Source organism: Terribium retamae, from assembly GCF_022347545.1.
GTDB classification, from domain to species: domain Bacteria; phylum Pseudomonadota; class Alphaproteobacteria; order Rhizobiales; family Rhizobiaceae; genus Mesorhizobium; species Mesorhizobium retamae.
Genome location: NZ_JAKREW010000040.1, coordinates 16,561 through 39,808 on the forward strand (window position 1 = coordinate 16,561; position 23,248 = coordinate 39,808).

The window sequence follows — 23,248 nt, forward strand, 5'->3', positions numbered from 1 at the left end:
TGGCGATCGCTGCCTCGGTATGACGCAAGCGCAGTGACCTTCGATCGACAAGAAAGTCTTGATTTTCCCCCGAAACTGAACTCCGTTTTGTTTCGGACGCCGATGCGAGCGGGGGGTAGATATGATTGCTGACTACATCGACCAATTCATCATGTTCTGTGCCGGGCTTTGGATGTCCGCAGTGGGATTCGGGCTGCTTGCCTTCCCGATCCAGGCCAATCCAGGACAGCCGACGTGGCTGGAGCATCTCGTCAAGCATTTCAAGTGGATGGGGCCGCTGCTTGTCGTCATCGCCATCGTCCTGGCTGTTGCCAAATAACAGCATCCGGGTGGACACAAGCCCGGCGCCTGTTCGGTCAATCCGCTTCCGATCGCCCTCGAAGTCCAAGAGATATCGTCCTAAACCGTAGCGAGACTTGACCGAGACCGGTCCCGTGACATGCTGTTAGGCGGTGGGCACAGGAACGGGTTTGATCATGAATTTGCTCGCCATCACCGCTGCCGGTCTGCTCGTTACAAGCGCCACGCAGGCCAAGGACCTGCAGTTCCCGGACGCATCCGAAACGGTTGAGGAATTGATTGCGCTCTGGAAGGACAGCAACTCCACCTGTCGCGGTGCCTCTGGCGGCGACGTCAAAGTTGCTGCGGCCTGTCTCTCGCGCTCGGTCTACGGCGTTGCCCTCAACGAGCGGGACTGGTGCCTTGGCAAGAAGGATCAGGTGAACGCCGAAATGACCTGGCACGAATGCGGCGAGGATTCGCTGCGGTTCCCGCCGTTCAAAATTCCCGAGCAATAGTGGCTCAGACAATGGCGAGATGAGTAAATCTCACCGCCGCAGCCAACTAAACTCCTTTGACGGAAAGATTTCGTCGGACCGCCTATTCCCCAGCGTTAATTAACGCTGGGATGCTTACGAGACGCGAATTGCTGGTGACGGCCGCGCTGACAGGATCGTAAAGATGGGAAGAAGGCGGTCTTTCACGCCATTTCGACAGATTCTTCGAGCCGAGGAATGGCCGCCAGCTCGGCCCCGGCAACGATGCTGTCGAGCAGGCCGGGGAAGCGCTGGTCGAGATCCTCGCGGCGCAGCGTCAGGAAGCGTTGGGTGCCGACCACTTCGGTGCGGGTGACGCCCGCCTCGCGCAGCTTGGCCAAATGGTAACTGAGATTGGTCTTGGAGCCTAAGGACAAGAAGCGGCTGCAATTCATCCGACCTTTGCCGCCTTCGCGGCGCGCAAGGAGAGCGACAATGGCCAATCTGGTCGGATCGCCAAGCACGGAAAGCACCAGTGGCAGGCTGATCTGATCGGTGGTCGGGTGCGGCAGGGTCATCGACATGCGCTCAAGGTAAGGCCGATTTCGGCCCGGTTCAATGCGCCGGCAAACCGTGCGCTTCTACGGTCCACTGACATGATGCTGGCAGGAACGTTGTGCCACGGAATTGAAAACCCGCCAACCCTTGTTCAAATATTCAATGTTTTTTGAACAAAGCCTTATCGCGAACGATTGACAAGTCGCCTAGGTATGTTCAATTGTTCAATAATCTTTGAACTAAGGGTTTTCCCATGGACAAGCGCCTCTACTGGCTCGCGCTCGGCTCGTTCACCATTGCCACTGAAGGTTTCGTCATCTCGGCCCTGCTGCCGGAGATCGCCGCCGACGCCGGTATCTCCGTGCCGGTGGCGGGTGTGCTGATTACCGCCTTTGCGCTGGCCTATGCCATCGGTGCTCCTGTGCTGGCGACGCTGACCGGCGACTGGGACCGCCGCCGCATCATCCTGTGGACACTGGCTTTCTTCGTGCTCGGCAACATCGTGGCAGCACTTTCCTCGTCCTTCGCGGTGCTGCTTGCTGCCCGCATCGTGATGGCGCTGGCGTCAGGGTTGTTTGCTGCAACCGCACAAGCAACGGCGGTGGCGCTGGTCGATAGCCACCACCGCGCGCGCGCCATTTCGGTCGTGGTGGGCGGCACCACCGTGGCTGTGGCAGTGGGCGCGCCCCTGGGCGCGCTTCTGGGAACCTTCGCCGGCTGGCGAGGCACCTTCTTTGCCGTGGCAGCGCTCGGCACGCTGGCGGGGCTGGTGTTGGCCTGGCGCCTGCCGCACGGGCTGGTCGGTACGCGATTGCCGCTTGGCGAGCGGCTGCGGGCAGCGGTGCGTCCCGGCGTGCTGCCGATCCTCGTCCAGACCCTGCTGATCCTGACGGGCGCTTTCACGGTCTTCTCCTATATTGCGCCACTGGCGATCGAAGGGGCCGGTCTGAGTGAGATTGCCCTGCCTGCTTTGCTGCTTGCCTTCGGCGTCGGCGCCGTTGTCGGCAACATCACCGGCGGCCAGATGGCGGACCGTTTTGGCGCCACGCGCACCGTTGCATGGTCATTCGGACTGGTCACCATTGTCCTGGCATTGATATCGGCCGTACCTTTGCTGCCGCATCCAATCGCCGGGCCGGCCCTGTTCGTGTTGATCGCCGCCTGGGGCCTGATCGGTTGGGCTTTCCCGCCGGCACAGGCCAGCCGTATCGTCAAGCTGGCGCCGGAAGCGGCCCCGATCGTGCTTTCGCTCAATGCGTCCGCGCTTTATCTTGGCGTTGCGCTGGGAGCGGTCGTCGGCGGTTTGGTGCTGCAGTATGGCGGAACGGTCGATCTCGGCATCGCCGCTGCCGTGTTCCCCGTCGCCGGCCTCGGCGTGCTGTTGCTCAGCCGGCGCACCGAGCGGCCAGCGACGATGCCGGCCGAATAAGGCTCAGCCAGACCTGCGGTTATCAAGGCTCCGCGACGAGAACCACACATCGCCGAATATGGCGACAGCGGTCGCGTCCGGAGCCTTCTGTTCGGTCAGGAGTATGGAACGGATGCGCTTGGCCTGTGCCGAACTCGGCACCTTGACGGTCACGTCGGGAGCCCTTCCGGGGCGCGAGGCGCCGACGCAGGGGATGAACCAGGAGCGCATGAAGGGCTGACAAGCAAAGCCATCGTTGAGCCGGGTGATCAGGACTGCAAGGCCGATCTTCTCGGCCGGCCGCCAGGGGAAGACCAGCCTGCCGCCGGGTTTCAGCGCCTGGAGCCAGGAAGCGGGCGGGGCGATGGCGCCGGCATTGACATAGATGACATCGGACGGCGGCAATTGGGCACGCACCGCATCACCGTGCACGACGGTCACATTGTCGTAGGCGGCGAGGTTGTCTGCGGCGCGAGCCGCAAGATGCGCCTCGTACTCGTAGGCCGTCACTTCACCGTCGGGCTCTACAAGCCGGGACAGAATGGCGCTGTAGTAGCCGGTGCCTGCTCCGATATGGGTGACATGTTCGCCTGGCTTCGGTGCTATCTTGGTCATCCACATGGCGTGCAGCAGGGGTTCGCCGTTGTTGATGCCTTTGTCGCGATCCAGCGCTACGAGATGGTTCTGGTAGAGATGGACCGGATCGGCGCTCGGCGTTTCGATCGCATGCCGGCCGGCTGTCCACGGAACCACGATCACCGTCCAAGGGCCTGGCCCAAGGAAAGCTTCGCGCGGTATTGCGGCAAAGGCCTCTTCGAGGCGGGGGTCCTTTGCCCCGGCGTTCGCGGCGAGCAGGCGGGCGTAAAAACGGCGGGCTTCGGCAATTCGGGTCATGGTGACTTAAAAACCCCTGGCGGCGGCGCGCGCAAATATCCGCGTCGCCGCAAGCATAGCCAATTTCTTGGACAGCCGTGTGGCGATTGCCTCAAAGGAGACCGGCGAAGGTGTCGTAGAGCAGCTTGAGGTTCAGGCCGACGATCACCGCCGCCACCACCCAGGCCAGGACAGCAACACTCCTGGAGATGGCAAAAGCGCCCATCTTGTCGCGGTCCGACACGAAGTGGACCAGCGGGATCACCGCGAAGGGGAGTTGCATCGACAGGATCACCTGACTGAGCACCAGGAGTTCTGCCGTGCCTTTTTCACCGTAGAGCGCGGTGACGATGACCACCGGGATGATGGCGAGGCCGCGGGTGAGCAGGCGGCGTGCCCATTGGGGAATGCGCAGATGAAGGAAGCCTTCCATGACGATCTGGCCGGCAAGCGTCGCCGTCACCGTCGAGTTGAGGCCCGAGGCGAGCAAGGCGATGGCGAACAGGGTAGAGGCGATGCCAAGGCCAAGCAGGGGCGACAAGAGCTCGTAGGCCTGGCCGATCTCGGCAACGTTCTGATTGCCGCTGCCGTGGAAGGCGACGGCCGAAACGATGAGGATGGCCGCGTTGACGAACAGTGCCAGCATCAGCGCGATGGTGGAATCCACTGTCGCCCATTTGATGGCATCGCGTTTGCCGGGCTCCGTGCGTGGATAGGCGCGCGTCTGCACGATCGAGGAGTGCAGATAGAGGTTATGCGGCATCACGGTCGCGCCGATGATGCCCATGGCGATGTAGAGCATGGCCGGGTTGGTGACGATCTCCGACGACGGCACGAACAGGCCATGCAGGATCGAACCGGGCTCCGGCGCTGCAGCAAAGATCTGTATGGCGAAGCAGCCGAAGATGATGATGAGCAGTGCGATCACGAAGGCTTCGAGATAGCGGAAGCCCTTGTTCATCAACAGAAGCACCAGGAAGGCGTCGAGAGCGGTGATCAGCGCGCCGCCGATGAGCGGAATGCCGAACAAGAGATTGAGCGCGATGGCCGTGCCGATCACCTCGGCAAGGTCACAGGCGATGATGGCGAGTTCGCAAGCTATCCAAAGCGCATAGGCGACAGGCTTTGGATAATAAGCGCGGCAGGCTTGGGCGAGGTCGCGGCTGGTGGCGATGCCGAGGCGAGCGGCCAGTGCCTGCAGCAGGATCGCCATCAGGTTGGACAGCATGATGACGAAGAGAAGCGTGTAACCGAACTGCGCGCCGCCGGCGAGGTCAGTAGCCCAGTTGCCCGGATCCATATAGCCGACCGATACCATGTAGCCCGGGCCCATGAAGGCGAACAGACGCCGGAACCAGGTACCGGTGGTCGGTACGGCGATGGAAGCATTGACCTCCTGCAAGCTCGGACGCCCGTCGCCCACCGGCCGGAAGAAAGCCTTCTCGGAGCGCACGGTTTCGGCGACGTCGGCGTCCTGCATGGGGAGTCCTGCTGGATTCTGGATTGTCTAGCCCTTCAGATTTATGTCGCTGCTCAACATTATGCAATATGCTATATTTCATTGTCTCGGCTTTTTGATCGATCGCCGATTCTGGCCTAAGGCGGCCGCCAAGGTGCTTCGAAGCGGTAGCGAACCTGGTTTTCGTGACCGTCTGGAACGAAATGCAAAAGGCGCTGAAAAATCAGAGCCTGTGCTATAAAGCGGGATCCGGGTGAACCGGTTGTGTCGAGGAGAAACGATTGGCGTCGAGACCGAAATCCGTCCCGCGCGACGAGCCGCTGCCAGATGCTGAAGTGCATTCGGAAGGGTTCAGGCAGACCCGCGAAGCGCGCCGCAGCGCACTCGTGGAGGATTATGTCGAACTGATCGCCGACCTGATCGAAGACGGCAACGAGGCACGACAGGTCGATATCGCTGCCCGGCTCGGCGTGGCGCAGCCGACTGTCGCCAAAATGCTGACCAGGCTTTGCGCGGAAGGCCTGGTGTCGAGAAAGCCCTATCGCGGCATATTCCTGACAGAAGCAGGGCGCAAAGTCGCCGACGAGAGCCGTATCCGCCACCAGACGGTGGAAGCATTCCTGCGCGCGCTCGGCGTCAGCGCCGAAACCGCGCGCATTGATGCGGAAGGCATCGAGCATCATGTCAGCGCCGAAACGCTGGAAGCGTTCCGGCGCGCCATGGCGAAGGGGCTGTGACAAACCCATCCGTCCGCTCATGCCCTGCCGGGGGAATGCGGCCTCTCGATACGATCTGAGCTCCGCCAGAGGAATTTTTGCGCGCCGGCGAGCATCCCTGCGGAACGAAAAATGCTGTGACTTGCCGCAACCATTGCGATAACACTGGGATGTTCGGCCAAGGGCCGAAAGCGAATTCATGCGAGGAGTTGCCATGCTCTGGAAGGGTCGCCGGCAGAGTGACAACATCGAGGACAACCGCAGCGATGGCGGCGGTCTGCCGGGCGGTCTCGGCGGCGGTCCCGGCCAGTTCCGCATCCCGATCGGTGGCCGAGCCGGTGGCGGCGGCCTGTCGACCATCGTCATCCTGGTGGTTCTCTATTTTGGGCTGAAGTTCCTCGGCATCGACCCCATGCAGGTGCTGGGCGGCGGCGGTGGCCTGTTGCCTGGCGACAGCCAGATTACGCAATCAGACCAGCCTGGCCAGCAAGGCGCGCAGGCAAACGACGAGATGAAGCAGTTCGTTGCGACCATCCTGGCCGAAACGGAGGATGTCTGGAACGGCATCTTCCAGGCCAATGGCCTGACCTACGAGCAGCCGAAGCTCGTGCTGTTCTCCGGCCAGATCCGTTCCGCCTGTGGGTTTGCCAGCTCCGCGTCGGGTCCGTTCTACTGTCCGGGCGATCACAAGGTCTATCTGGATACGGCTTTCTTCGACCAGCTTTCACGTCAGTTCGGGGCGTCCGGCGATTTTGCCGAAGCTTATGTGATCGCACATGAAGTCGGTCATCATGTGCAGAACCTCACCGGTGTGTTGCCCAAATTCAACCAGATGCGGCAGCGCATGAGCGAGGCCGATGCCAACCAGATGTCGATGCGGGTCGAGCTGCAGGCTGACTGCTTCGCCGGTGTCTGGGGCCGTTTCACCGCGCAGAAGGGCATTTTGGAGCAGGGCGACCTGGAAGAAGCCCTGAACGCGGCCAAGCAGATCGGCGACGACACGCTGCAAAAGAAGATGCAGGGCTATGTCGTGCCGGAAAGCTTCAACCACGGCACCTCCGCGCAACGCCAGCGCTGGTTCAAGGCAGGCTTCGATTCGGGCAAGCTGTCGTCCTGTGACACCTTCAACAACCCGATCTGACAGCCGGACTCCCCGACGGCCGACAGGCGAGCCGAGTTCGATCTCCCGACGGCTGCTGTCAGGAGACGGTGACATGAGACTGTTCTTTCATTGTTGCTGTGACACGCTTCGCCTATAAGGGCCGTCCCGTCGCAACCCGGCGGACGAGGGAAGAGTCACCATGTTGGACGCGAAGACCGCCAGACGAGGCCTGATCCTCGTCTTCACCACCCTTTTGCTCGACATCATCGGCTTCGGCATCATCATGCCGGTATTGCCGGCATATCTGCAGGAATTGAGCGGGGTCGGTGTCTCCGAAGCCGCCATCGAGGGCGGATGGCTGTTCTTCGTCTATGCCGCGATGCAGTTCGTGTTCGCCCCGGTGATCGGCGGCCTCAGCGATCGCTTCGGCCGTCGTCCTGTGCTGCTTGCCTCGGTGCTGACCTTCTCGATCGACAATCTGATCTGCGCCATCGCCTGGTCGTATCCGATGCTGTTCATCGGACGTGTGCTCGCGGGCATCTCTGGCGCCAGCTATTCAACCACGTCGGCTTTCATCGCAGACATTTCGACGGACGAGAACCGGGCCAAGAATTTCGGCCTGCTCGGCATCGCCTTCGGCGTTGGCTTCGTCATCGGTCCTGTCCTCGGCGGCCTGCTCGGTACATTCGGACCACGCGTTCCGTTCTATTTTGCGGCCGGGCTGGCGCTGCTCAATTTCATCATCGGATACTTCCTGCTGCCTGAGACACTGGACAAGAAGCATCGCCGCCCCTTCGAGTGGAAGCGGGCGAACCCGGTCGGCACGCTCATGCAGATGCGCAATTATGAAGGCATCGGCTGGATCGGCCTGGTGTTCTTCCTGATGACGCTCGGCCACATGGTCTATCCGGCGGTGTGGTCGTTCGTTTCCACCTACCGCTATGGCTGGAGCGAACAGCAGATCGGCTTCTCGCTGGGCGCCTTTGGCCTATGCGGCGCCATTATCATGGCAACGGTGCTGCCGCGGGTCATTCCCGCGCTCGGCGAATGGCGCACGGCAGCGATCGGATTGACGTTCACCGCAGCCAGCGCCATTGGCTATGCCTTCGCCATGCAGGGCTGGATGATCTACGCCGTCATCGTTGCCGGCTGCCTGGAGGCGCTCGCTGATCCGCCGCTGCGCAGTCTTGCCGCCGCGAAGGTGCCGCCTTCGGCGCAGGGCGAGTTGCAAGGTGCGATGACTTCGATCTTCTCGATCACCTCGATCATTACGCCGTTGCTTTATACGGCGATCTTTTCCTGGTTCACCGGACCGGATGCGCCGATCACGTTCGGCGGCGCTCCTTACCTACTGGCGGCATTCTTCCTGGCCATGTCGGTGCTTGTCTTCATCACCAAGGTGGCGAAGCCGACGCCGAAGGAGGTCGAGCAGATGCATGCACAGGAAGGCGCGGCGGGCGGACATTGAAATGAAAAAGGCGGCCGAGGCCGCCTTTTTCATTTCTCGATCAGAGACATCAAGCTCTTTCGGCCAGGGCTGGTTCGCCCTTCTTCGTACGGATCAGATTGGCGAAGCGGCGGAAGAGATAGTGCGAATCCTGCGGGCCGGGCGAAGCTTCCGGATGGTGCTGCACAGAGAAGACCGGACGGCCCTTCAGCGTGATGCCGCAGTTGGAGCCGTCGAACAGCGAGATATGGGTCTCTTCAACGCCTTCCGGCAGCGATTTGGAATCGACGGCGAAGCCGTGGTTCATCGAGACGATCTCGACCTTGCCGGTGGTGTGATCCTTGACCGGATGGTTGGCGCCGTGATGGCCCTGGTGCATCTTCTCGGTCTTGCCGCCGAGCGCCAGCGCCAGCATCTGGTGGCCAAGGCAGATGCCGAAGACTGGAATGTCGGTCTTGAGCAGGTCCCGGATGACCGGCACGGCGTATTCGCCGGTGGCGGCCGGGTCGCCAGGGCCGTTGGACAAGAAGATGCCGTCCGGCTTCATGGCCAGGATTTCGTCGGCGCCGGTCTTCGCCGGCACTATGGTGACCCTGGCGCCAAGGCCGGCAAGCAGACGCAGGATGTTGCGCTTCACACCGTAATCGATCGCCACCACATGCATGGTGGGGTCGGCCTGTTCGCCATAGCCTTCGTTCCAGTTCCAGGGTGTTTCCTTCCAGACCGAAGACTGGCCGGAGGTGACTTCCTTGGCGAGGTCTAGGCCGACGAGGCCCGACCATGCGGCGGCGCGGCGCTTGAGATCATCGATGTCGAACTTGCCATCAGGAGCATGCGCTATGACGGCATTCGGCATGCCCTTTTCCCGGATCAGTGCGGTGAGCGCGCGCGTGTCGATGCCGGACAGGGCGACGATGCCACGACGCTTCAGCCATTGGTCGAGATGGCCGGCCGCGCGAAAGCTGGACGGGTCGGTGACATCGGCCTTGAAGATCGCGCCGACGGCCCCGGCTCGCGCGGCCGGGTTGAGATCCTCTATGTCCTCGTCATTGGTGCCGACATTGCCGATATGAGGGAAGGTGAAGGTGACGATCTGGCCGGCATAGGACGGGTCGGTGAGGATTTCTTCGTAACCGGTAAGCGCGGTGTTGAAGCAGACCTCCGCGACGGCCGAGCCGGTGGCGCCGAGGCCGCGCCCTTCGATGACCGTGCCATCGGCCAATACCAGAAGGGCAGTCGGCTTATCCGTGGTCCAGGGGGCGGTCGCGGCCATGGCGGCTCTCCATCAAGAGGCGAACAAGAGGCAAACCTTCCGGGTTCCAGATTGCGCGCCAAAAAGCGCCGGGCAGCTTTGCCCGCGCCAATCCATGTAACCAGTTTGGTTGCAAGGGCCTCCCATAAGTTAAGGGGAGGGCACGGTCAATCGCTGCGGGGATGGCGAAGCAGGATTTGTGCCGCAAGCTTGTGATTTCAGCCGAAATGCCATTTATCAGGTCAAAACCAAGGAGCAGGACGATGCGCGAGAAGGTCACCGAAGAGATCAAGGCTGCCATGAAGGCTGGCGACAAGTCACGGCTCACCACGCTGCGGCTGATCCAATCGGCAATCAAGGACCGCGACATCGCCAACCGCGGCAATGCCAAGGACGCCGCCAGCGATGATGAGATCCTGCAGATCCTCGCCAAGATGGTGAAGCAGCGCGAGGAATCGGCGAAAGCTTTCGAGGATGGCGGCCGCCCGGAACTTGCCGCCAACGAGCGCGCCGAGATCGCCATCATCTGCGATTTCCTGCCAAAGCAGATGGATGCCGCCGAGACGGAAGCGGCGATCCGCGCCGTCATAGCCGAAACCGGCGCAGCCGGCGTCAAGGACATGGGCAAGGTGATGGCCGCTTTGCGTGAGAAGTTCGCTGGACAGATGGATTTCGGCAAGGCCAGCGCTGTGGTGAAGGGGCTGCTGGTTTAGCGGTGGCGTTGAAGGGCAGAGAAGGCGGCAGTCAGGGCGCCTTCGAGACCGGAAATTTTTTCGAGAAAATTTTCGGGCGATGTCGAATCCGTGTCGGACCATTCGACAAAGGGCGTCAACAACGCACCGCAAGGAGATGACCCGTGCGCTATATCTGCCTGATCTATTATGATGCCAAGAAGCTGTTCGACGGCAGCGCCGAATCGAATGCCGCGCTTGCCGAATGCGCCAACCATGACGAAAAGCTGAAGGAAAGCGGCCATTTCGTCACCGGTGAGGCGCTCGAACTGCCGTCCAGCGCAATGACCGTGCAGGTGCGTGACGGCAAGATGTCGTCCACCGACGGGCCGTTCATGGAAACCCGCGAGATGCTGGGTGGCATCCTCGTCATCGACGCCCACGACCTTAACGAAGCAGCGCGCGTCGCCAGCACCCATCCGCTGGCGCGCATCGGCTCTATCGAGGTCCGGCCGGCTGTCGATTTCTCGACGCCACCTCCAACATTGGACGATCTCTGAGTGACCGGAGCCGAGGCACGTGCCGCCGTCGAGGCGGTCTACCGCACCGAAAAGCGGCGCGTGCTGGCAACGCTGATCCGCCTGCTGGGTGGATTCGAGGCGGCGGAGGAGGCCTTGCATGAGGCCTTTGCCGCCGCCGCCCAGCGTTGGCCTATCGAAGGCGTACCGTCCAATCCGTATTCGTGGCTGGTTTCGACGGGCCGATTCAAGACCATTGACCGTTGGCGCCGACAGGCCAGGCTTGCTGCTGCCATTCCAGATCTCACCGCATTGGCCGACACCATGGTCGAAAACACGTTGCCGGAGACAATCCACGACGACGAATTGAGGCTGATCTTCACCTGCTGCCACCCGGCGCTGGCACCGGATGCGCGGGTCGCATTGACATTGCGCGAGATCGGCGGGCTGACCACGGAAGAAATCGCGCGCGCCTATCTGGTACCCGCGCCGACGATCGCGCAGCGCATCGTGCGGGCGAAAGCAAAGCTCCGCGACGAATCCATCCCCTATGAAGTGCCCGGCCGCGGCGAACTGCCAGTTCGCATCGAAAGCGTGCTGAAGGTGCTCTACCTGATCTTCAACGAAGGCTATGCCGCGACCGAAGGACCGGAACTGACCAGAACCGATCTAAGCGCCGAGGCAATCCGGCTGGGACGGCTGGTGGTGGGATTGCTCGATGAACCGGAGCCGATCGGCCTTCTGGCACTGATGTTGCTGCACGAATCTCGGCGGACGGCGCGTGTCGATGCTTCGGGCGATCTCGTCCTGCTGGAGGATCAGGACCGCTCGCTTTGGAACAGAGACCTGATCGCAGAGGCCTTTGGCCTTATCGAGCGTGGCTTCGCCATGCGCCGGGCCGGTCCCTATCTGCTGCAAGCGGCGATCGCGTCTGTCCACGCCGGCGCTTCCGGCATCGAGGATACCGACTGGGCGCAGATCGTGGGACTCTACGATACGCTGTTGCGTGTCGACCCTTCACCTGTGGCCTCGCTCAACCGGGCCGCCGCCATAGGCATGCGTGACGGGCCGGCTGAAGGACTGGCAGCCGTGGACGCTGTCATGGGTGCCGGCAATCTCGACAGCTATCATCTGGCGCACGCGGCACGTGCCGACATGCAGCGCAGGCTCAGGCAGACAGAGGCCGCCAGAGCCTCCTATCTGCGAGCACTGGAACTTGTGCGGCAACCGGCTGAGCGGCGTTTCCTGGAGGCCCGGCTGGCCGAAATCGACGGTGGATGAGTTGCCCCGATCACTGCGCCGCGTTGCCGGATTGGCGCTGCCGGCGTTGCGGCCGGCATTTGTGATGCCCCAGCGGCATTGGCTTCTGCGGTGAAGGGCGCTACCAATTTCACATTGCGAAATTTTTGGCCGGTGCATGGGCACATCTGCTTGACAAGCTTCGGCCTAGCCCACAAGTTCCGCGCTGTAGATAACGCGTTAACTATCGACTGTTCCAGGGAGGATGGGAATGGCCATTTCGCGTCGGAAATTCGTGCAGGGTTCCGCTTCACTTCTGGCGGCGCCGGCGTTGCTCAGTGCCACGGGTGCCCGCGCTCAGGAAAGCGTGACGCTCAAACTGCATCACTTCCTGCCGCCCGTCTCGAACGTGCATTCCAAGCTGTTGGAGCCATGGGCCAAGCAGGTGGCTGCAGACAGCGGCGACAGGCTGAAAATCGAGATTTATCCAGCCATGCAGCTGGGCGGCAAGCCGCCACAACTTTACGATCAGGCGCGCAACGGCGTCGTCGATATCGTCTGGACGCTGCCTGGCAACACGCCAGGGCGCTTCCCCTCGACGGAAGTGTTCGAACTTCCCTTCGTCCCCGCCGCCAAGGCAACCGCCAACGCACCGGCGGCGCAGGAATATGGTGAAGCCAATCTCGCCAAGGAGACGGCGGACGTCAAACTCCTGTCGTTCTGGGCGCATGACCAAGGCCTGATCCACACCAACAAGCCCATCGCCAAGATGGAAGATCTGGCCGGTCTCAAGCTACGCAACCCGACCCGGCTGGCCGGCGAAGCGCTTTCGGCGCTCGGCGCTGTTTCGGTCTCCATGCCTGTCCCGCAGACACCGGAAGCCTTGGCGCAGAAAGTCATCGACGGCGCCGTGATACCCTGGGAAGTCGTGCCTTCGATCAAGGTCGACGAGCTGACCCGCTATCACACTTCGGTTCCGGGCACGCCGACGCTTTACACCGCAACCTTCTTCCTCGCCATGAACAAGGACCGCTATGCTGGGCTGCCGGACGACCTGAAGGCGGTGCTCGACAAGAATTCCGGCATGACCTTTGCCAAGCTTGCCGGCAAGATGTGGGATGACGTCGGGTCGGAAGTGGCCGCCAAGGTGAAAGCCAGCGGCAAGAATACTGTCTCGGAAATCAGCGAGGAAGAAAAAGCCCGCTGGGTCGAGGCGACACAACCCGTGCGCGACAAGTGGGTCGAGGATATGAAGGGCAAGGGCCTGGATGGTGCTGCCCTGCTTGAGCAGGCCAAGGCACTGATCTCGAAATACAGCGCGGCTTGATGCCTGGAGCGTTTCCGTCTTTCACGGAAAGTCGGGTACGCTCTGGTTCTTACTATTGCGCAATTCCGGACGGAAAACCGTTACATACTTTTCCTGGAATTGCTCCAGCGCGGCCGATTGTGCCTTTTCGTATATCTGGGCGAGGGAGATTTGATGGAGGCGCAATCGGGATTGCCGGGGCGCTTCTCCCGGACTGTCGAGACGATAACGGCAACTGTGGCGATTGTGGGTGGCATCCTGCTTTTGATCGTGGCCGGGCTCGTCACAACAAGCGTGGCTGGCCGCTGGCTGTTCAGCAAGCCGATACCGGCCGACTATGAATTCGTCGAGATCGGCATCGGCGTGGCCGTCTTCGCCTTCCTGCCCTACACGCAGGTGCGCAGCGGTCACATCGCCGTCGATACCTTCACGCAACGTCTGCCAGCCAGGGTTAATGCCGCGGTCGACGCTGTATGGGATCTCGTGCTGGCCGCCTTTCTCGGCTTCTTTGCCTGGGGACTGGTTTCCGGCGCGCAGGAATCCTTCCAGTATAACGAGACGATGGTGCAGATCTCCTGGCCGATCTGGCCGGTCTATGCCATTTGCGCGGGACTAGCAGCGGTGGCCTTCCTTGGTGCCCTGGCGGTTGCGGTGTTGAAGTTCGGGGGCCGCGCGTGAGCGGCGTCGAACTCGCCCTTTTCGGTTTCGCGGCAATGCTGGTGCTGATCGCGATCCGCATGCCGATCGCGCTTGCCATGCTGGTGGTCGGAGCAGGTGGCTATGCCTATCTGTCGGGCTGGAACGCGCTGTTTTATTATCTCCAGACAAACACCTATCGGCAGTTCGCCTCCTACACGCTATCGGTGATTCCGCTGTTCATCCTGATGGGCGCGCTGGCGGAACGTTCCGGCATGGCCGCAACCCTGTTCCAGGCGGCGGAGCGGCGACTGGGCAGGACACGTGGGGGCCTGCCAATGGCGGTCATCCTCGCCTGTACGGGCTTCGGCGCCATCTGCGGTTCCTCGGTGGCGACCACCGCGACGTTCGGGCGCGCAGCGATGCCGGAATTGCGTCGGGCCAAGGTTGACCTCGGCCTCGCCACCGGCACCATCGCAGCGGGTGGCACGCTGGGCATTCTCATTCCGCCTTCGGTCATCCTGGTGATCTACGCCATCACCGCCGAGCAGAACATCGCCAAGCTGTTCCAGGCAGCGCTGATCCCAGGTTTGCTTGCCGCTGCCTTCTATTGCATCGCGATTGCCGTCGTCGTTCGGCGCCGGCCCGAGCTCGCACCACCGGTCGAACGCGAGATTGCTCGGCTGCCGCAACCCGTCTGGGCGCGTCCTGCGGGAGGCTTGCTTGCGTTGGCTGCCGTCGGCGCCGGTTATTTGGGGTCGGTCAGCGTCACCGCCGCGGTGCTGGGGGCCATCATCGGACTGGTGCTGCTGGTTGCCGACTTCGCGCTTGTCCCTGCCGCCGCCGTTGCGGTCATCGTCGTGGGCGGGATCTATGGCGGCGTCTTCACCCCGACGGAGGGGGCTGCGGTCGGCGTCATTGTCATGCTCATCTTTGGATTGGCGCAGCGCAAGCTCAACGTCGGCAACATGCGCGAAGCATTGCTTCAGACGGCGGAGACTTCGGGCATGATCTTCCTGATCCTGCTCGGCGCGGAAGTGTTCGGCGCGTTCCTGGCACTGACGCGGATGCCTTCCACCGTTGCAGAAATGATCGGCAATTCGGGCATGGCGCCTTATGCGGTGCTGGTCGGCATGCTGCTGGTCTATATCGTGTTGGGTGCGGTCATGGACGAACTGGCGATGATCCTGCTTACCTTGCCGGTTTTCGTGCCGATCGTTCTGGCGCTGGATTTCGGCATGAGTGCCGAGGATGTCGCGATCTGGTTCGGCATTCTCGTGCTGGTCGTGGTGGGCATCGGACTGGCCGCGCCGCCGATCGGCCTCAACGTCTTCATCATCAACAAGATCGCCGGCGATGTACCGATCACCCGGACCTACCGGGGGGTAATGCCCTTCGTGATCGCCGATGTGATCAGATTGGCATTGCTGACCGCCTTGCCAATACTCTCGCTATGGCTGGTGCGCGTGCTGAACTAGAGCAATTCCGGCAAAGTGCGCAGCGGTTTGCGGAGATACAAGACTTGGAGCGTTTCCGCGAAAAGCGGTAACGCTCTAAGTTACGCATCGGGCCGTCTGGCCGCGCCGCACCAGGCGGCTATGCTCTGGGACGATGAGGTGCTGACATGACATCGCCGACCAACCGTGAGCGGTCGATGGCTGGCTACTATCTGCAGCTGTTGTTGTGGATCATCTTCATGGCGGTGATCACTTTCCTGGCCGCCGGAACGCTCGCCTATCCCGCCGGCTGGGTCATGATCATCCTGTTCGGCGGATGTGGCCTCATACTGATCACCTGGCTGGCGCGCCGCAGTCCGCAACTGCTGCGCGAAAGGATGAGCTCGCCGATCCAGAAGGGCCAGGAAAGCTGGGATAAGGTCTGGCTTTCGCTGTTCGTGATCGCCCTTTGCCTGTGGTTCGCCTTCATGCCTTGGGACGCGGCACGTTCGAACTTCACCGCCATACCGGTCTGGCTTCAAGCGATAGGCGGGCTTTTGATCGTCGCCAATTATGCCGGCTGCTTCTGGACGTTCAACGAGAACAGTTTCGCAGCACCTGTGGTGAAGATCCAGGAAGGGCAAACGGTGATCGACACCGGGCCTTATGCGCTGGTGCGCCACCCCATGTATTCGAGCGCGCTGCTCCTATTCTTCGGCATGCCGCTGCTGCTCGGCTCCTGGACCGGTCTCTGGGGTTCGCTCGTGCTCAGCATCGCCTTGGCGTGGCGTTCCATTAACGAGGAAAAAGCACTGCGGCGCCAGTTTGCCGACTATGACGACTATAGCCGCCGCGTGCGCTATCGGCTGGTTCCTTATATCTGGTGAAGGCGTCGACTACTCTGCGGCACTCGCAGGTAGCGGCGGGCGTAAACCGCTGCGGCGCTCGGCAACGTAAGAGATGATCGCTACGGCGAAAGCGATAACCATGGCGACGATGCCGAGCACCGGCAGGATGCGATAACCATAGCCGGCGCTGAGGATCGTGGCGCCGACCGAAGAGGCGAGCGCGATGCCGATGTTGAAGCCCGACGGGATCAGAGACGAAGCGAAATTGGAGGCATCTGCGGTCCAGGACAGGATCCGGGCCTGGATCGGCGCGCCGATCGAGAAGTTGAGTGCTCCCCACAACGTGATCGCAACAATCGTCGGCAACGGATAAGGGCTGACCAGATAGACAATCGTCAACATCGCCGTTTGCAGCGCGAACATGGTGATGAGCGACGGCATCAGCTTCCAGTCCGCTAGTCGTCCGCCAACAAAAACGCCAATGGTTGCGCCGACGCCGTTGAGAAGTAGCACCCATGGGACCTGTGCCTTGGTCAGGCCCGTGACCTCTTCGAGGAAAGGGGTGATATAGGTGTAGAGCGTCATCTGACCCATCATCAGCATCAGCATCAGGATGAGCGAGGTCCATACCTGCTGGCGCCCCAGCGCGCGCACTTCGTGCAGCAGTCCGGCCGGTCTGGTGGAGGCGCCTGTGGCGCGGGGGATGAGAAACACCATTCCCAGAAGAGAGGCGACGCCCAGCAAGCTCATCACCCAGAAGGTGGCGCGCCAGCCCCAGAGATTGCCGATGGCGGTGCCGACCGGCACACCGATGATGTTGGAGACGGTGAGGCCGGACAGGACGAGCGCTATTGCCATGCCGCGCTGTTCGGGGCGCACCAGGCCGACAGCGACCACCATGGCCACGCCGAAATAGGCGCCGTGCGCGACGGCGACGGCAACGCGCAGCGCCAGCATCGACAGGAAGTCGGGCGCGACAGCGCAGGCGACCTGGCCGATGGTGAAGGCGATGGCGAGCGCGATCAGCAGCGTCTTGCGTGAAACTCTTGAAGTGGCGAGTGTCAGCAACGGGCCGCCGATGGCGATACCGAGTGCATAGCCTGAAACCAGGTAGCCAGCGCTCGGCACCGAAACGTTCAACCCTTCGGCCACTTGTGGCAGCACGCCGGCAATGACGAATTCGGTCGTTCCGAAAGCGAAAGCGGCAAGGAAAAGGGCAATCAGCGGAAGCGGCATTGTACTGCTCGACGGGGCCTACAAACGGCCTCTGAGCATGATCGACGCTGACTGGCAATCCAGAAATCGTGGACCAGGGTTTAGCTTTTCTGGATAGGTTGGCTGCGTCAGCTTGCCTTGAGCCGGGAATCGCTGAGAAGGCCGCGTTTTTCCAGCACCGGGTATGCAATCGAGGCAAGCAGCGAGTTGATCTGCTTCAGGTCGCGGATGGTATCGAGATGGATGGTGCTGGTCTCGATGCTGTTGGGCGACCCATCGCGCAAGCGCAGAAAATGTGCCTGGCTGGTCTGCTTCTCGCGATCACGCAGGCGGTCCTTTTCCTCGACGATCTGGCGCGCGGTTTCGGCGTCGCTGGAAACCAGCACGTTGAAGGCGAGCCTTGCGTTGGCAAGCACCGAAGCGTGGAAGGCGGTGAGCTCACGCCAACCCTCGGGCGTGAATTCCAGCCCTCGCTCCATCTTCTTGCGCACCAGGGGCAGCATGTTTCGCACGATGATGTCGCCGACCTGCTCGAGCTTGACGCAGGCACCAATCAATTCCTGGCAGCGCAAGGCCTCGTCCTCGGTCAGTGAATTCTTGGTCACCTTGGCGAGGTAGAGCTTGATGGCCGCGTGTTTCTGGTCCACCCGATCGTCCAGTGCGGCAAGCGCCCGGATCTTGTCCTCATCAGCCTGTTCGTAGAGATCGATGACGCGTTTGAGCATGATCTCGACCGTTTCGCAGACGCGCACGACTTCACGGGTAGCGTTGCCGAGAGCCTGCGAGGGAACATTCAGCGCTGCTTCATTGAGGGCTGAGAGCTCCGCCACCTGGAAGGCGTCTTCCGATACCTGCTTGGCGCCGAGCGCGACGATCTTGGTCGAAAGCGCATAGACCAGGCCTGCCAGCGGCAGACCGGCGAGCAGGATGATGACGTTGAACAGGATATGTGCGTTGACGATCTGATCCTGACCAGTGCTGCCGAGAAACGTCACCGGTGGCTTGAACGTGAGGAACAATACCAGCATGACCAGCGAACCGAGCCCACGCATAAGGAGGTTGCCGACTGGTACGACGCGCACCGCCGGCTCGGCATTGCGGGTGAGCAGCGGCGCGATGACCGAGGATCCGAGATTGACGCCCAGCACCAGCACGATGCCGAGTTCCGGCGGGATGAAACCACGCCCGGCCAGCGTCGTCATCAAAAGCACGGCGGCGATACTCGACTGGAACAGCCAGGTGGCAAGCGCTGCCAGCAGATAGGCGGTGACCGGGTCGCCCTTGAAGTAGTCTATGATGACTGGCAGCAATTCGCTTTCGCGCAGAGGTTCGGAAGCCTGGCCGATCATCTCCAGCGAAAGCAGCAGCAGCCCGACCCCGATCAGGATGCGGCCGATCTGACGCCAGTCACGCCGCTCGGTAGCCATGAACATGATCGTGCCGGTGATCAGGCAGATAGGAACGATCAGCGTCAGATCGAAGGTAAGCAGCTTGACGACCAGAGCGGAGCCGATTTCCGCGCCGCGCACGGCGAGCTGCCCAGCCATACCCGAAACGATGCCGGCCCCGGCGAAGGATCCGACAAGAAGCGTGACGGCTGTTGAACTTTGTAGTGCGATCGCCAGCGCCGTGCCTGCAAGCACCGCCAGCAACGGGTTCTTCATGGTGCCGCGCAGCTTCAGCCGCAACACATCGCCATAAGCCCGCTCGACCCCGGTCTTCACCATGCGTGTGGCAAACAGCATGAGCGCGACTGCGCCCGCCAGATGCAGAAGCACGACCGAGCCGCTCATGAACGCTTCCTCCGCGCGGAGTATGCGGGATGCCGCAATCCGCCGGGATTTGCGGGGGAAGGCAGGGCCGGTGGCATAAACCTAGCATCGGCCCGATCTGAAACGGCGCGGGTCATGGGGTCACATATAAGGCAAAACGGGCAATTCTTACATTAGCCGGATAATAATTTGCTGTTGATGTCACCATGCTCCGACAAGCGGCGGCCGGTGTCGAGTTTGGACATGAACGGAGTATGGAACGCCATCGCGCAAGGGGAAACGCACAAGCCAACTGCCGAGTTGCAAATGACCGTATCTGAGCGATGGACAGAAGCGGAAGCGATTGTCCTCAACATGCAGGAAGCCATCTAACTAACTATGTTCATTACGAAATTGTAATGCGGCCATTCAGTTTTGGTTCATGCGGAGAAATCTAATCCGGTCTGCGTGAACAAACGAGGAGTCACCCGAATGAAACGTCTTCTTCTCTCAGCCATGGCCGTTTCGATGCTGGCGGCATCGACGTTGCAGGGCTTTGCTGCACCAGCCGCTGCGGTCAGCGTGCCGCGGTCGAACATCACTACGGTTCAGTGGCAAGAACCGATTCGCAAGGATCGCCGCTATGAAGAGCGGCATCATGGCGATCGGCGCTATGACAACCGATACGAACGTCGCACCGTCGAGAAGCGGGTGATCATTCGCAAGGAAGTGGTGCGCGAGCCACGGTGGAAGGCCGGCCAGCGTTATCGAGAATGGAAGCGCTACCAGGGCATTCGCGACTATCATCGCTATGGTCTGCGTCGTCCTGGCGCCGGCCAGCAGTGGATCCGGGTCGGTGATGAATATCTTCTCATCGGTGTCGCGACCGGCCTCATCGCCGGCGTGCTCGCCGCGCGTTAAGCCGGAGTTCCCTCAACGAAAAGGCGGCCCATGCAGGCCGCCTTTTTATTACCGCCCTGTGAAAACCGGGCACGGCTGGCGATTGCGATAGCCAGTTTGAACGGCCGTGCTTATATGATCGCCATGCGCTTTCCTCCCGCCTTTCTCGACGAGATACGCGACCGCGTGCCGATCTCCTCGCTGATCGGCCAGCGCGTGGCGTGGGATAGGAAGAAGACCAATGCCGCTCGCGGCGATTACTGGGGCTGTTGTCCCTTCCATGGCGAGAAGACGCCGTCCTTCCATTGCGAAGACAAGAAGGGCCGCTACCATTGTTTCGGTTGCGGCGTTTCGGGCGATCATTTCCGTTTCCTGACCGAACTTGACGGCGTGAGTTTTCCGGAAGCCGTCGAGCGCGTCGCCGATATGGCCGGTGTGCCCATGCCGGTGCGGGACGAACAGGAAGAGCGGCGCGAAAAGCAGCGCGCCAGCCTTACCGACGTCATGGAAATGGCGACGGCCTTCTTTCAGGAACGGTTGCACGGCTCCGAAGGCGCCAAGGCGCGGGCTTATCTGCGCGATCGCGGGCTGACGCCGGCCACGCAGCAATCGTTCCGGCTGGGTTTCGCGCCGGACAGCCGCAATGCGCTCAAGGAGTTCCTGGCTTCCAAAGGAGTCGAGAAGGCCCAGATCGAGGCTTGCGGGCTGGTGGTGTTCGGCGACGACATCCCGGTTTCCTACGACCGGTTCCGCGATCGCATCATGTTTCCGATCCCGGATTCGCGCGGGCGCGTCATTGCTTTCGGCGGTCGCGCCATGTCCTCGGATGTTTCGGCGAAATACCTCAATTCTCCCGAGACCGAACTCTTTCACAAAGGCAATGTGCTCTACAATTTCGCCCGCGCCCGCAAGGCGGTGGCGCGTGGTGGCACCGTGATCGCGGTCGAAGGCTATATGGACGTGATCGCGCTGGCCCAGGCAGGTTTCGAGAATGCCGTGGCACCGCTCGGTACGGCACTGACTGAAAACCAGATGGAACTGCTCTGGCGCATGTCGGGCGAACCTATTCTGTGTTTCGATGGCGACGGTGCGGGTCTCAAGGCCGCCTGGCGGGCGGCCGATCTGATCCTGCCGTCGATTCAGGCCGGCCGCACCGCGCGTTTTGCGCTCTTGCCCGAAGGCAAGGATCCTGACGATCTGGTGAAGGCGGATGGTCCGGATGCTTTCCGCACCGTGCTGGCCGAAGCGCGGCCGCTGGCGGAACTGATCTGGATGCGCGAGACCGCCAGCGGCGTGTTCGAAACGCCGGAACGGCGCGCGGAATTGGAAAAGACGTTGCGTGAGATCACCGGACGAATCCGCGACGAGAGCGTACGCTATCATTACCAGCAAGAGATGCGCGAGCGCGTGCATAGCTTCTTCGCCCCGCAACGCGGCGCGCGTCCATCGCGCCCGGGTGAACGCGGGCAGGGCCGGCAGGGCGGCCAATGGTCGCGCGGCGGCGGGGCTGCTGGGCGCAGCGCAATCACCGAAAGCCTCGGCCGCTCGGCATTGGTGAAGCGCGCCGGCGAGGTTATGTCGGTGCGCGAAGCGACCGTGGTGGTGGCGCTCGTCAACCACCCTGCGCTGATCGACGAGAATTTCGAGCATGTCGAGTTCCTGGATCTCGCCAACAGCGATCTGCGCCGGCTGCATGCAGCACTTCTCGATGCACTCGCCCATGATCAGGCCAATGATCGCGATGCCATCATCGCGACGATCGATCGAACCGGCTGCCGGGAGGTGTGGGAGCGTGCGGTGGCGCTGATCAGGCGCACAAGGCAATGGCCGGCGCTGGAGAGTGCTGCGCTCGACGACGCGCGCGACGCCTTCATCCAGGTGCTGCACTTGCACCGCAGCCAACGCACCTTACATAGGGAGCTGAAGCAAGCTGAAGCTGCGCTTGCCAGCGATCCCACCGAAGAGAATTATCGGCATCTGGTCGAGATCCAGGCGCAGTTTCGCGACGTGCAGGCAACAGAGGCATTGATCGAAGGGTTTGGCGTGTCTTCCGGCCGGGCGGGTCGGGCATAGCCGACAAATCAAGCGCGCCTAATTGATTCGCTTTTTTGGGGCGAATCATGCGAGAGGCGCTTGACCTTCTGGCAGAATGACGGAATCAGAACGATTCGAAACGTTAACCCAAGCCCGGCATCGGCAGGAAATGACTGTGCATGCACTGGACGGGAAGGGGAGCCCGCCACAAATATCAGGGTTAATCTGGACTTAAGTGAGAAGCAGGTACTGGCAGCAGGCGCGTTTGCGAACGAGCGCAACTGATTTGTCAGCAGCGATGCGGCCCCAGGATGGCCGCCTGGAGAAGACTTAGAATGGCGACAAAGGAAAAGGAAGAGGTCGAAACCGAACGCGAGGGCACGACTGACGGCCCGCTGCTCGACCTTTCCGACGATGCTGTCAAGAAGATGATCAAGGCTGCCAAGAAGCGCGGCTATGTGACGATGGATGAGCTCAATTCTGTTCTCCCCTCGGAAGAAGTGACTTCCGAGCAGATCGAGGACACGATGGCGATGCTCTCCGACATGGGTATCAACGTCGTTGAGGATGACGAGCAGGGCGAAGAGGCCGAAAGCGACGCAGGCGGCGATTCGGACGAAGACGCCAACGAGCTTGCCGAGCAGACCGGCACTGCGGTCGCCACCGTTGCCAAGAAGGAACCGACCGATCGCACCGACGATCCCGTGCGCATGTATCTGCGTGAGATGGGCTCGGTGGAATTGCTGTCGCGCGAGGGCGAAATCGCCATCGCCAAGCGCATCGAGGCCGGCCGGGAGACGATGATCGCGGGCTTGTGCGAAAGCCCGCTGACCTTCCAGGCCATCATCATCTGGCGCGACGAGCTCAACGAAGCCAAGATCCTGCTGCGCGAGATCATCGACCTCGAAGCTACTTATGCCGGCCCCGAGGGCAAGCAGGCTCCGGTCGTCGAGCGTGTCGAGGAAGACGCCAAGCCGAAGGAAGAGCCCAAGGCCGGGGGGCCCCCCGGGGGGGGGGCCCCCCCCCCCCCCCCCCCCATCCGGGGGGGCGCCCCCCGGCGGGGGGCGGCGTGGCGGAGCCCCGGGCGGCGGCGCCCCGCGCGCGGGGCGCGGGGGCGCCCCCAG

Annotated in this window: 22 protein-coding genes; 16 read left to right on the plus strand and 6 right to left on the minus strand. The window is 61.9% G+C overall.

The features are described 5' to 3' along the window. Positions 1–121: 121 nt before the first annotated feature. Together L4923_RS25285 and L4923_RS25290 are read left to right on the plus strand one after the other, a co-directional pair. Positions 122–319: a hypothetical protein gene (locus L4923_RS25285; RefSeq protein ID WP_239369875.1), complete on the plus strand. Its 198-nt coding sequence runs from the start codon at positions 122–124 to the stop codon at positions 317–319. 157 nt (positions 320–476) lie between these two features. Continuing rightward, the gene (locus L4923_RS25290) at positions 477–797 is read left to right on the plus strand and encodes a hypothetical protein (protein WP_239369876.1); all 321 of its coding nucleotides are present in this window, start codon (positions 477–479) and stop codon (positions 795–797) included. 182 nt (positions 798–979) lie between these two features. Here the strand turns inward: L4923_RS25290 and L4923_RS25295 are convergent, their stop codons facing one another. Next, positions 980–1,333 carry an ArsR/SmtB family transcription factor gene (locus L4923_RS25295; protein WP_239369877.1) on the minus strand — a complete coding sequence of 118 codons (354 nt, stop codon included), beginning with the start codon at positions 1,331–1,333 and terminating at the stop codon, positions 980–982. Between the two features lie 233 nt (positions 1,334–1,566). Here L4923_RS25295 and L4923_RS25300 point away from each other — a divergent pair, with 233 nt between their 5' ends. Beyond that, a complete protein-coding gene (locus L4923_RS25300) occupies positions 1,567–2,742 on the plus strand; it encodes an MFS transporter (RefSeq protein WP_239369878.1) in 1,176 nt (391 codons plus the stop codon). 3 nt (positions 2,743–2,745) lie between these two features. Here the strand turns inward: L4923_RS25300 and L4923_RS25305 are convergent, their stop codons facing one another. Together L4923_RS25305 and L4923_RS25310 are read right to left on the minus strand one after the other, a co-directional pair. Beyond that, entirely contained in the window at positions 2,746–3,615 is an 870-nt protein-coding gene (locus L4923_RS25305; protein ID WP_239369879.1) for a protein-L-isoaspartate O-methyltransferase family protein, read from the minus strand. A gap of 91 nt (positions 3,616–3,706) precedes the next feature. Beyond that, positions 3,707–5,074: an Nramp family divalent metal transporter gene (locus L4923_RS25310; RefSeq protein WP_239369880.1), complete on the minus strand. Its 1,368-nt coding sequence runs from the start codon at positions 5,072–5,074 to the stop codon at positions 3,707–3,709. A gap of 260 nt (positions 5,075–5,334) precedes the next feature. Between L4923_RS25310 and mntR the strand changes: the two genes are divergently transcribed. The 3 genes from mntR to L4923_RS25325 all read left to right on the plus strand — a co-directional run bounded on the left by mntR (position 5,335) and on the right by L4923_RS25325 (position 8,339). Continuing rightward, the gene (gene mntR, locus L4923_RS25315) at positions 5,335–5,790 is read left to right on the plus strand and encodes a manganese-binding transcriptional regulator MntR (RefSeq protein ID WP_239369881.1); all 456 of its coding nucleotides are present in this window, start codon (positions 5,335–5,337) and stop codon (positions 5,788–5,790) included. A gap of 193 nt (positions 5,791–5,983) precedes the next feature. Further along, entirely contained in the window at positions 5,984–6,910 is a 927-nt protein-coding gene (ypfJ, locus tag L4923_RS25320) for a KPN_02809 family neutral zinc metallopeptidase (RefSeq protein WP_239369882.1), read from the plus strand. A gap of 160 nt (positions 6,911–7,070) precedes the next feature. After that, positions 7,071–8,339, plus strand: a complete 1,269-nt coding sequence (locus L4923_RS25325; RefSeq protein WP_239369883.1) for a TCR/Tet family MFS transporter — start codon at positions 7,071–7,073, stop codon at positions 8,337–8,339. A 49-nt stretch (positions 8,340–8,388) separates the two neighbouring features. Here L4923_RS25325 and carA read toward each other — a convergent pair whose 3' ends face one another. After that, positions 8,389–9,591 carry a glutamine-hydrolyzing carbamoyl-phosphate synthase small subunit gene (gene carA / locus L4923_RS25330; protein WP_239369884.1) on the minus strand — a complete coding sequence of 401 codons (1,203 nt, stop codon included), beginning with the start codon at positions 9,589–9,591 and terminating at the stop codon, positions 8,389–8,391. Positions 9,592–9,833: 242 nt separating this feature from the next. Between carA and L4923_RS25335 the strand changes: the two genes are divergently transcribed. From L4923_RS25335 to L4923_RS25365, 7 genes are all read left to right on the plus strand, one after another. Beyond that, positions 9,834–10,283 carry a GatB/YqeY domain-containing protein gene (locus L4923_RS25335; RefSeq protein ID WP_239369885.1) on the plus strand — a complete coding sequence of 150 codons (450 nt, stop codon included), beginning with the start codon at positions 9,834–9,836 and terminating at the stop codon, positions 10,281–10,283. 143 nt (positions 10,284–10,426) lie between these two features. Next, entirely contained in the window at positions 10,427–10,801 is a 375-nt protein-coding gene (locus tag L4923_RS25340; RefSeq protein WP_239369886.1) for a YciI family protein, read from the plus strand. After that, positions 10,802–12,040: an RNA polymerase sigma factor gene (locus tag L4923_RS25345; protein WP_239369887.1), complete on the plus strand. Its 1,239-nt coding sequence runs from the start codon at positions 10,802–10,804 to the stop codon at positions 12,038–12,040. 229 nt (positions 12,041–12,269) lie between these two features. Continuing rightward, the gene (locus L4923_RS25350) at positions 12,270–13,325 is read left to right on the plus strand and encodes a TRAP transporter substrate-binding protein (protein ID WP_239369888.1); all 1,056 of its coding nucleotides are present in this window, start codon (positions 12,270–12,272) and stop codon (positions 13,323–13,325) included. 153 nt (positions 13,326–13,478) lie between these two features. Then, entirely contained in the window at positions 13,479–13,982 is a 504-nt protein-coding gene (locus L4923_RS25355; RefSeq protein WP_239369889.1) for a TRAP transporter small permease, read from the plus strand. Then, complete coding sequence (locus tag L4923_RS25360; protein WP_239369890.1) at positions 13,979–15,418, plus strand: TRAP transporter large permease; 1,440 nt, start codon at positions 13,979–13,981, stop codon at positions 15,416–15,418. The genes L4923_RS25355 and L4923_RS25360 overlap by 4 nt, the downstream gene beginning before the upstream one ends. Before the next feature lie 146 nt (positions 15,419–15,564). Beyond that, positions 15,565–16,263 carry a methyltransferase family protein gene (locus L4923_RS25365; protein WP_239369891.1) on the plus strand — a complete coding sequence of 233 codons (699 nt, stop codon included), beginning with the start codon at positions 15,565–15,567 and terminating at the stop codon, positions 16,261–16,263. Between the two features lie 9 nt (positions 16,264–16,272). Here L4923_RS25365 and L4923_RS25370 read toward each other — a convergent pair whose 3' ends face one another. Further along, a complete protein-coding gene (locus tag L4923_RS25370) occupies positions 16,273–17,460 on the minus strand; it encodes an MFS transporter (RefSeq protein WP_239369892.1) in 1,188 nt (395 codons plus the stop codon). A 107-nt stretch (positions 17,461–17,567) separates the two neighbouring features. Further along, entirely contained in the window at positions 17,568–19,232 is a 1,665-nt protein-coding gene (locus L4923_RS25375) for a Na/Pi cotransporter family protein (RefSeq protein ID WP_239369893.1), read from the minus strand. Between the two features lie 450 nt (positions 19,233–19,682). Here L4923_RS25375 and L4923_RS25380 point away from each other — a divergent pair, with 450 nt between their 5' ends. The 3 genes from L4923_RS25380 to L4923_RS25390 form a co-directional block, all read left to right on the plus strand. Next, positions 19,683–20,111, plus strand: a complete 429-nt coding sequence (locus L4923_RS25380) for an RcnB family protein (RefSeq protein ID WP_239369894.1) — start codon at positions 19,683–19,685, stop codon at positions 20,109–20,111. A gap of 123 nt (positions 20,112–20,234) precedes the next feature. Next, on the plus strand, positions 20,235–22,163 hold the full coding sequence (gene dnaG / locus L4923_RS25385; protein ID WP_239369896.1) for a DNA primase: 1,929 nt from the start codon (positions 20,235–20,237) through the stop codon (positions 22,161–22,163). A 296-nt stretch (positions 22,164–22,459) separates the two neighbouring features. After that, positions 22,460–23,248, plus strand: a 789-nt coding sequence (locus L4923_RS25390) for an RNA polymerase sigma factor region1.1 domain-containing protein (RefSeq protein WP_275448570.1), incomplete at its 3' end; no start/stop codon positions are given.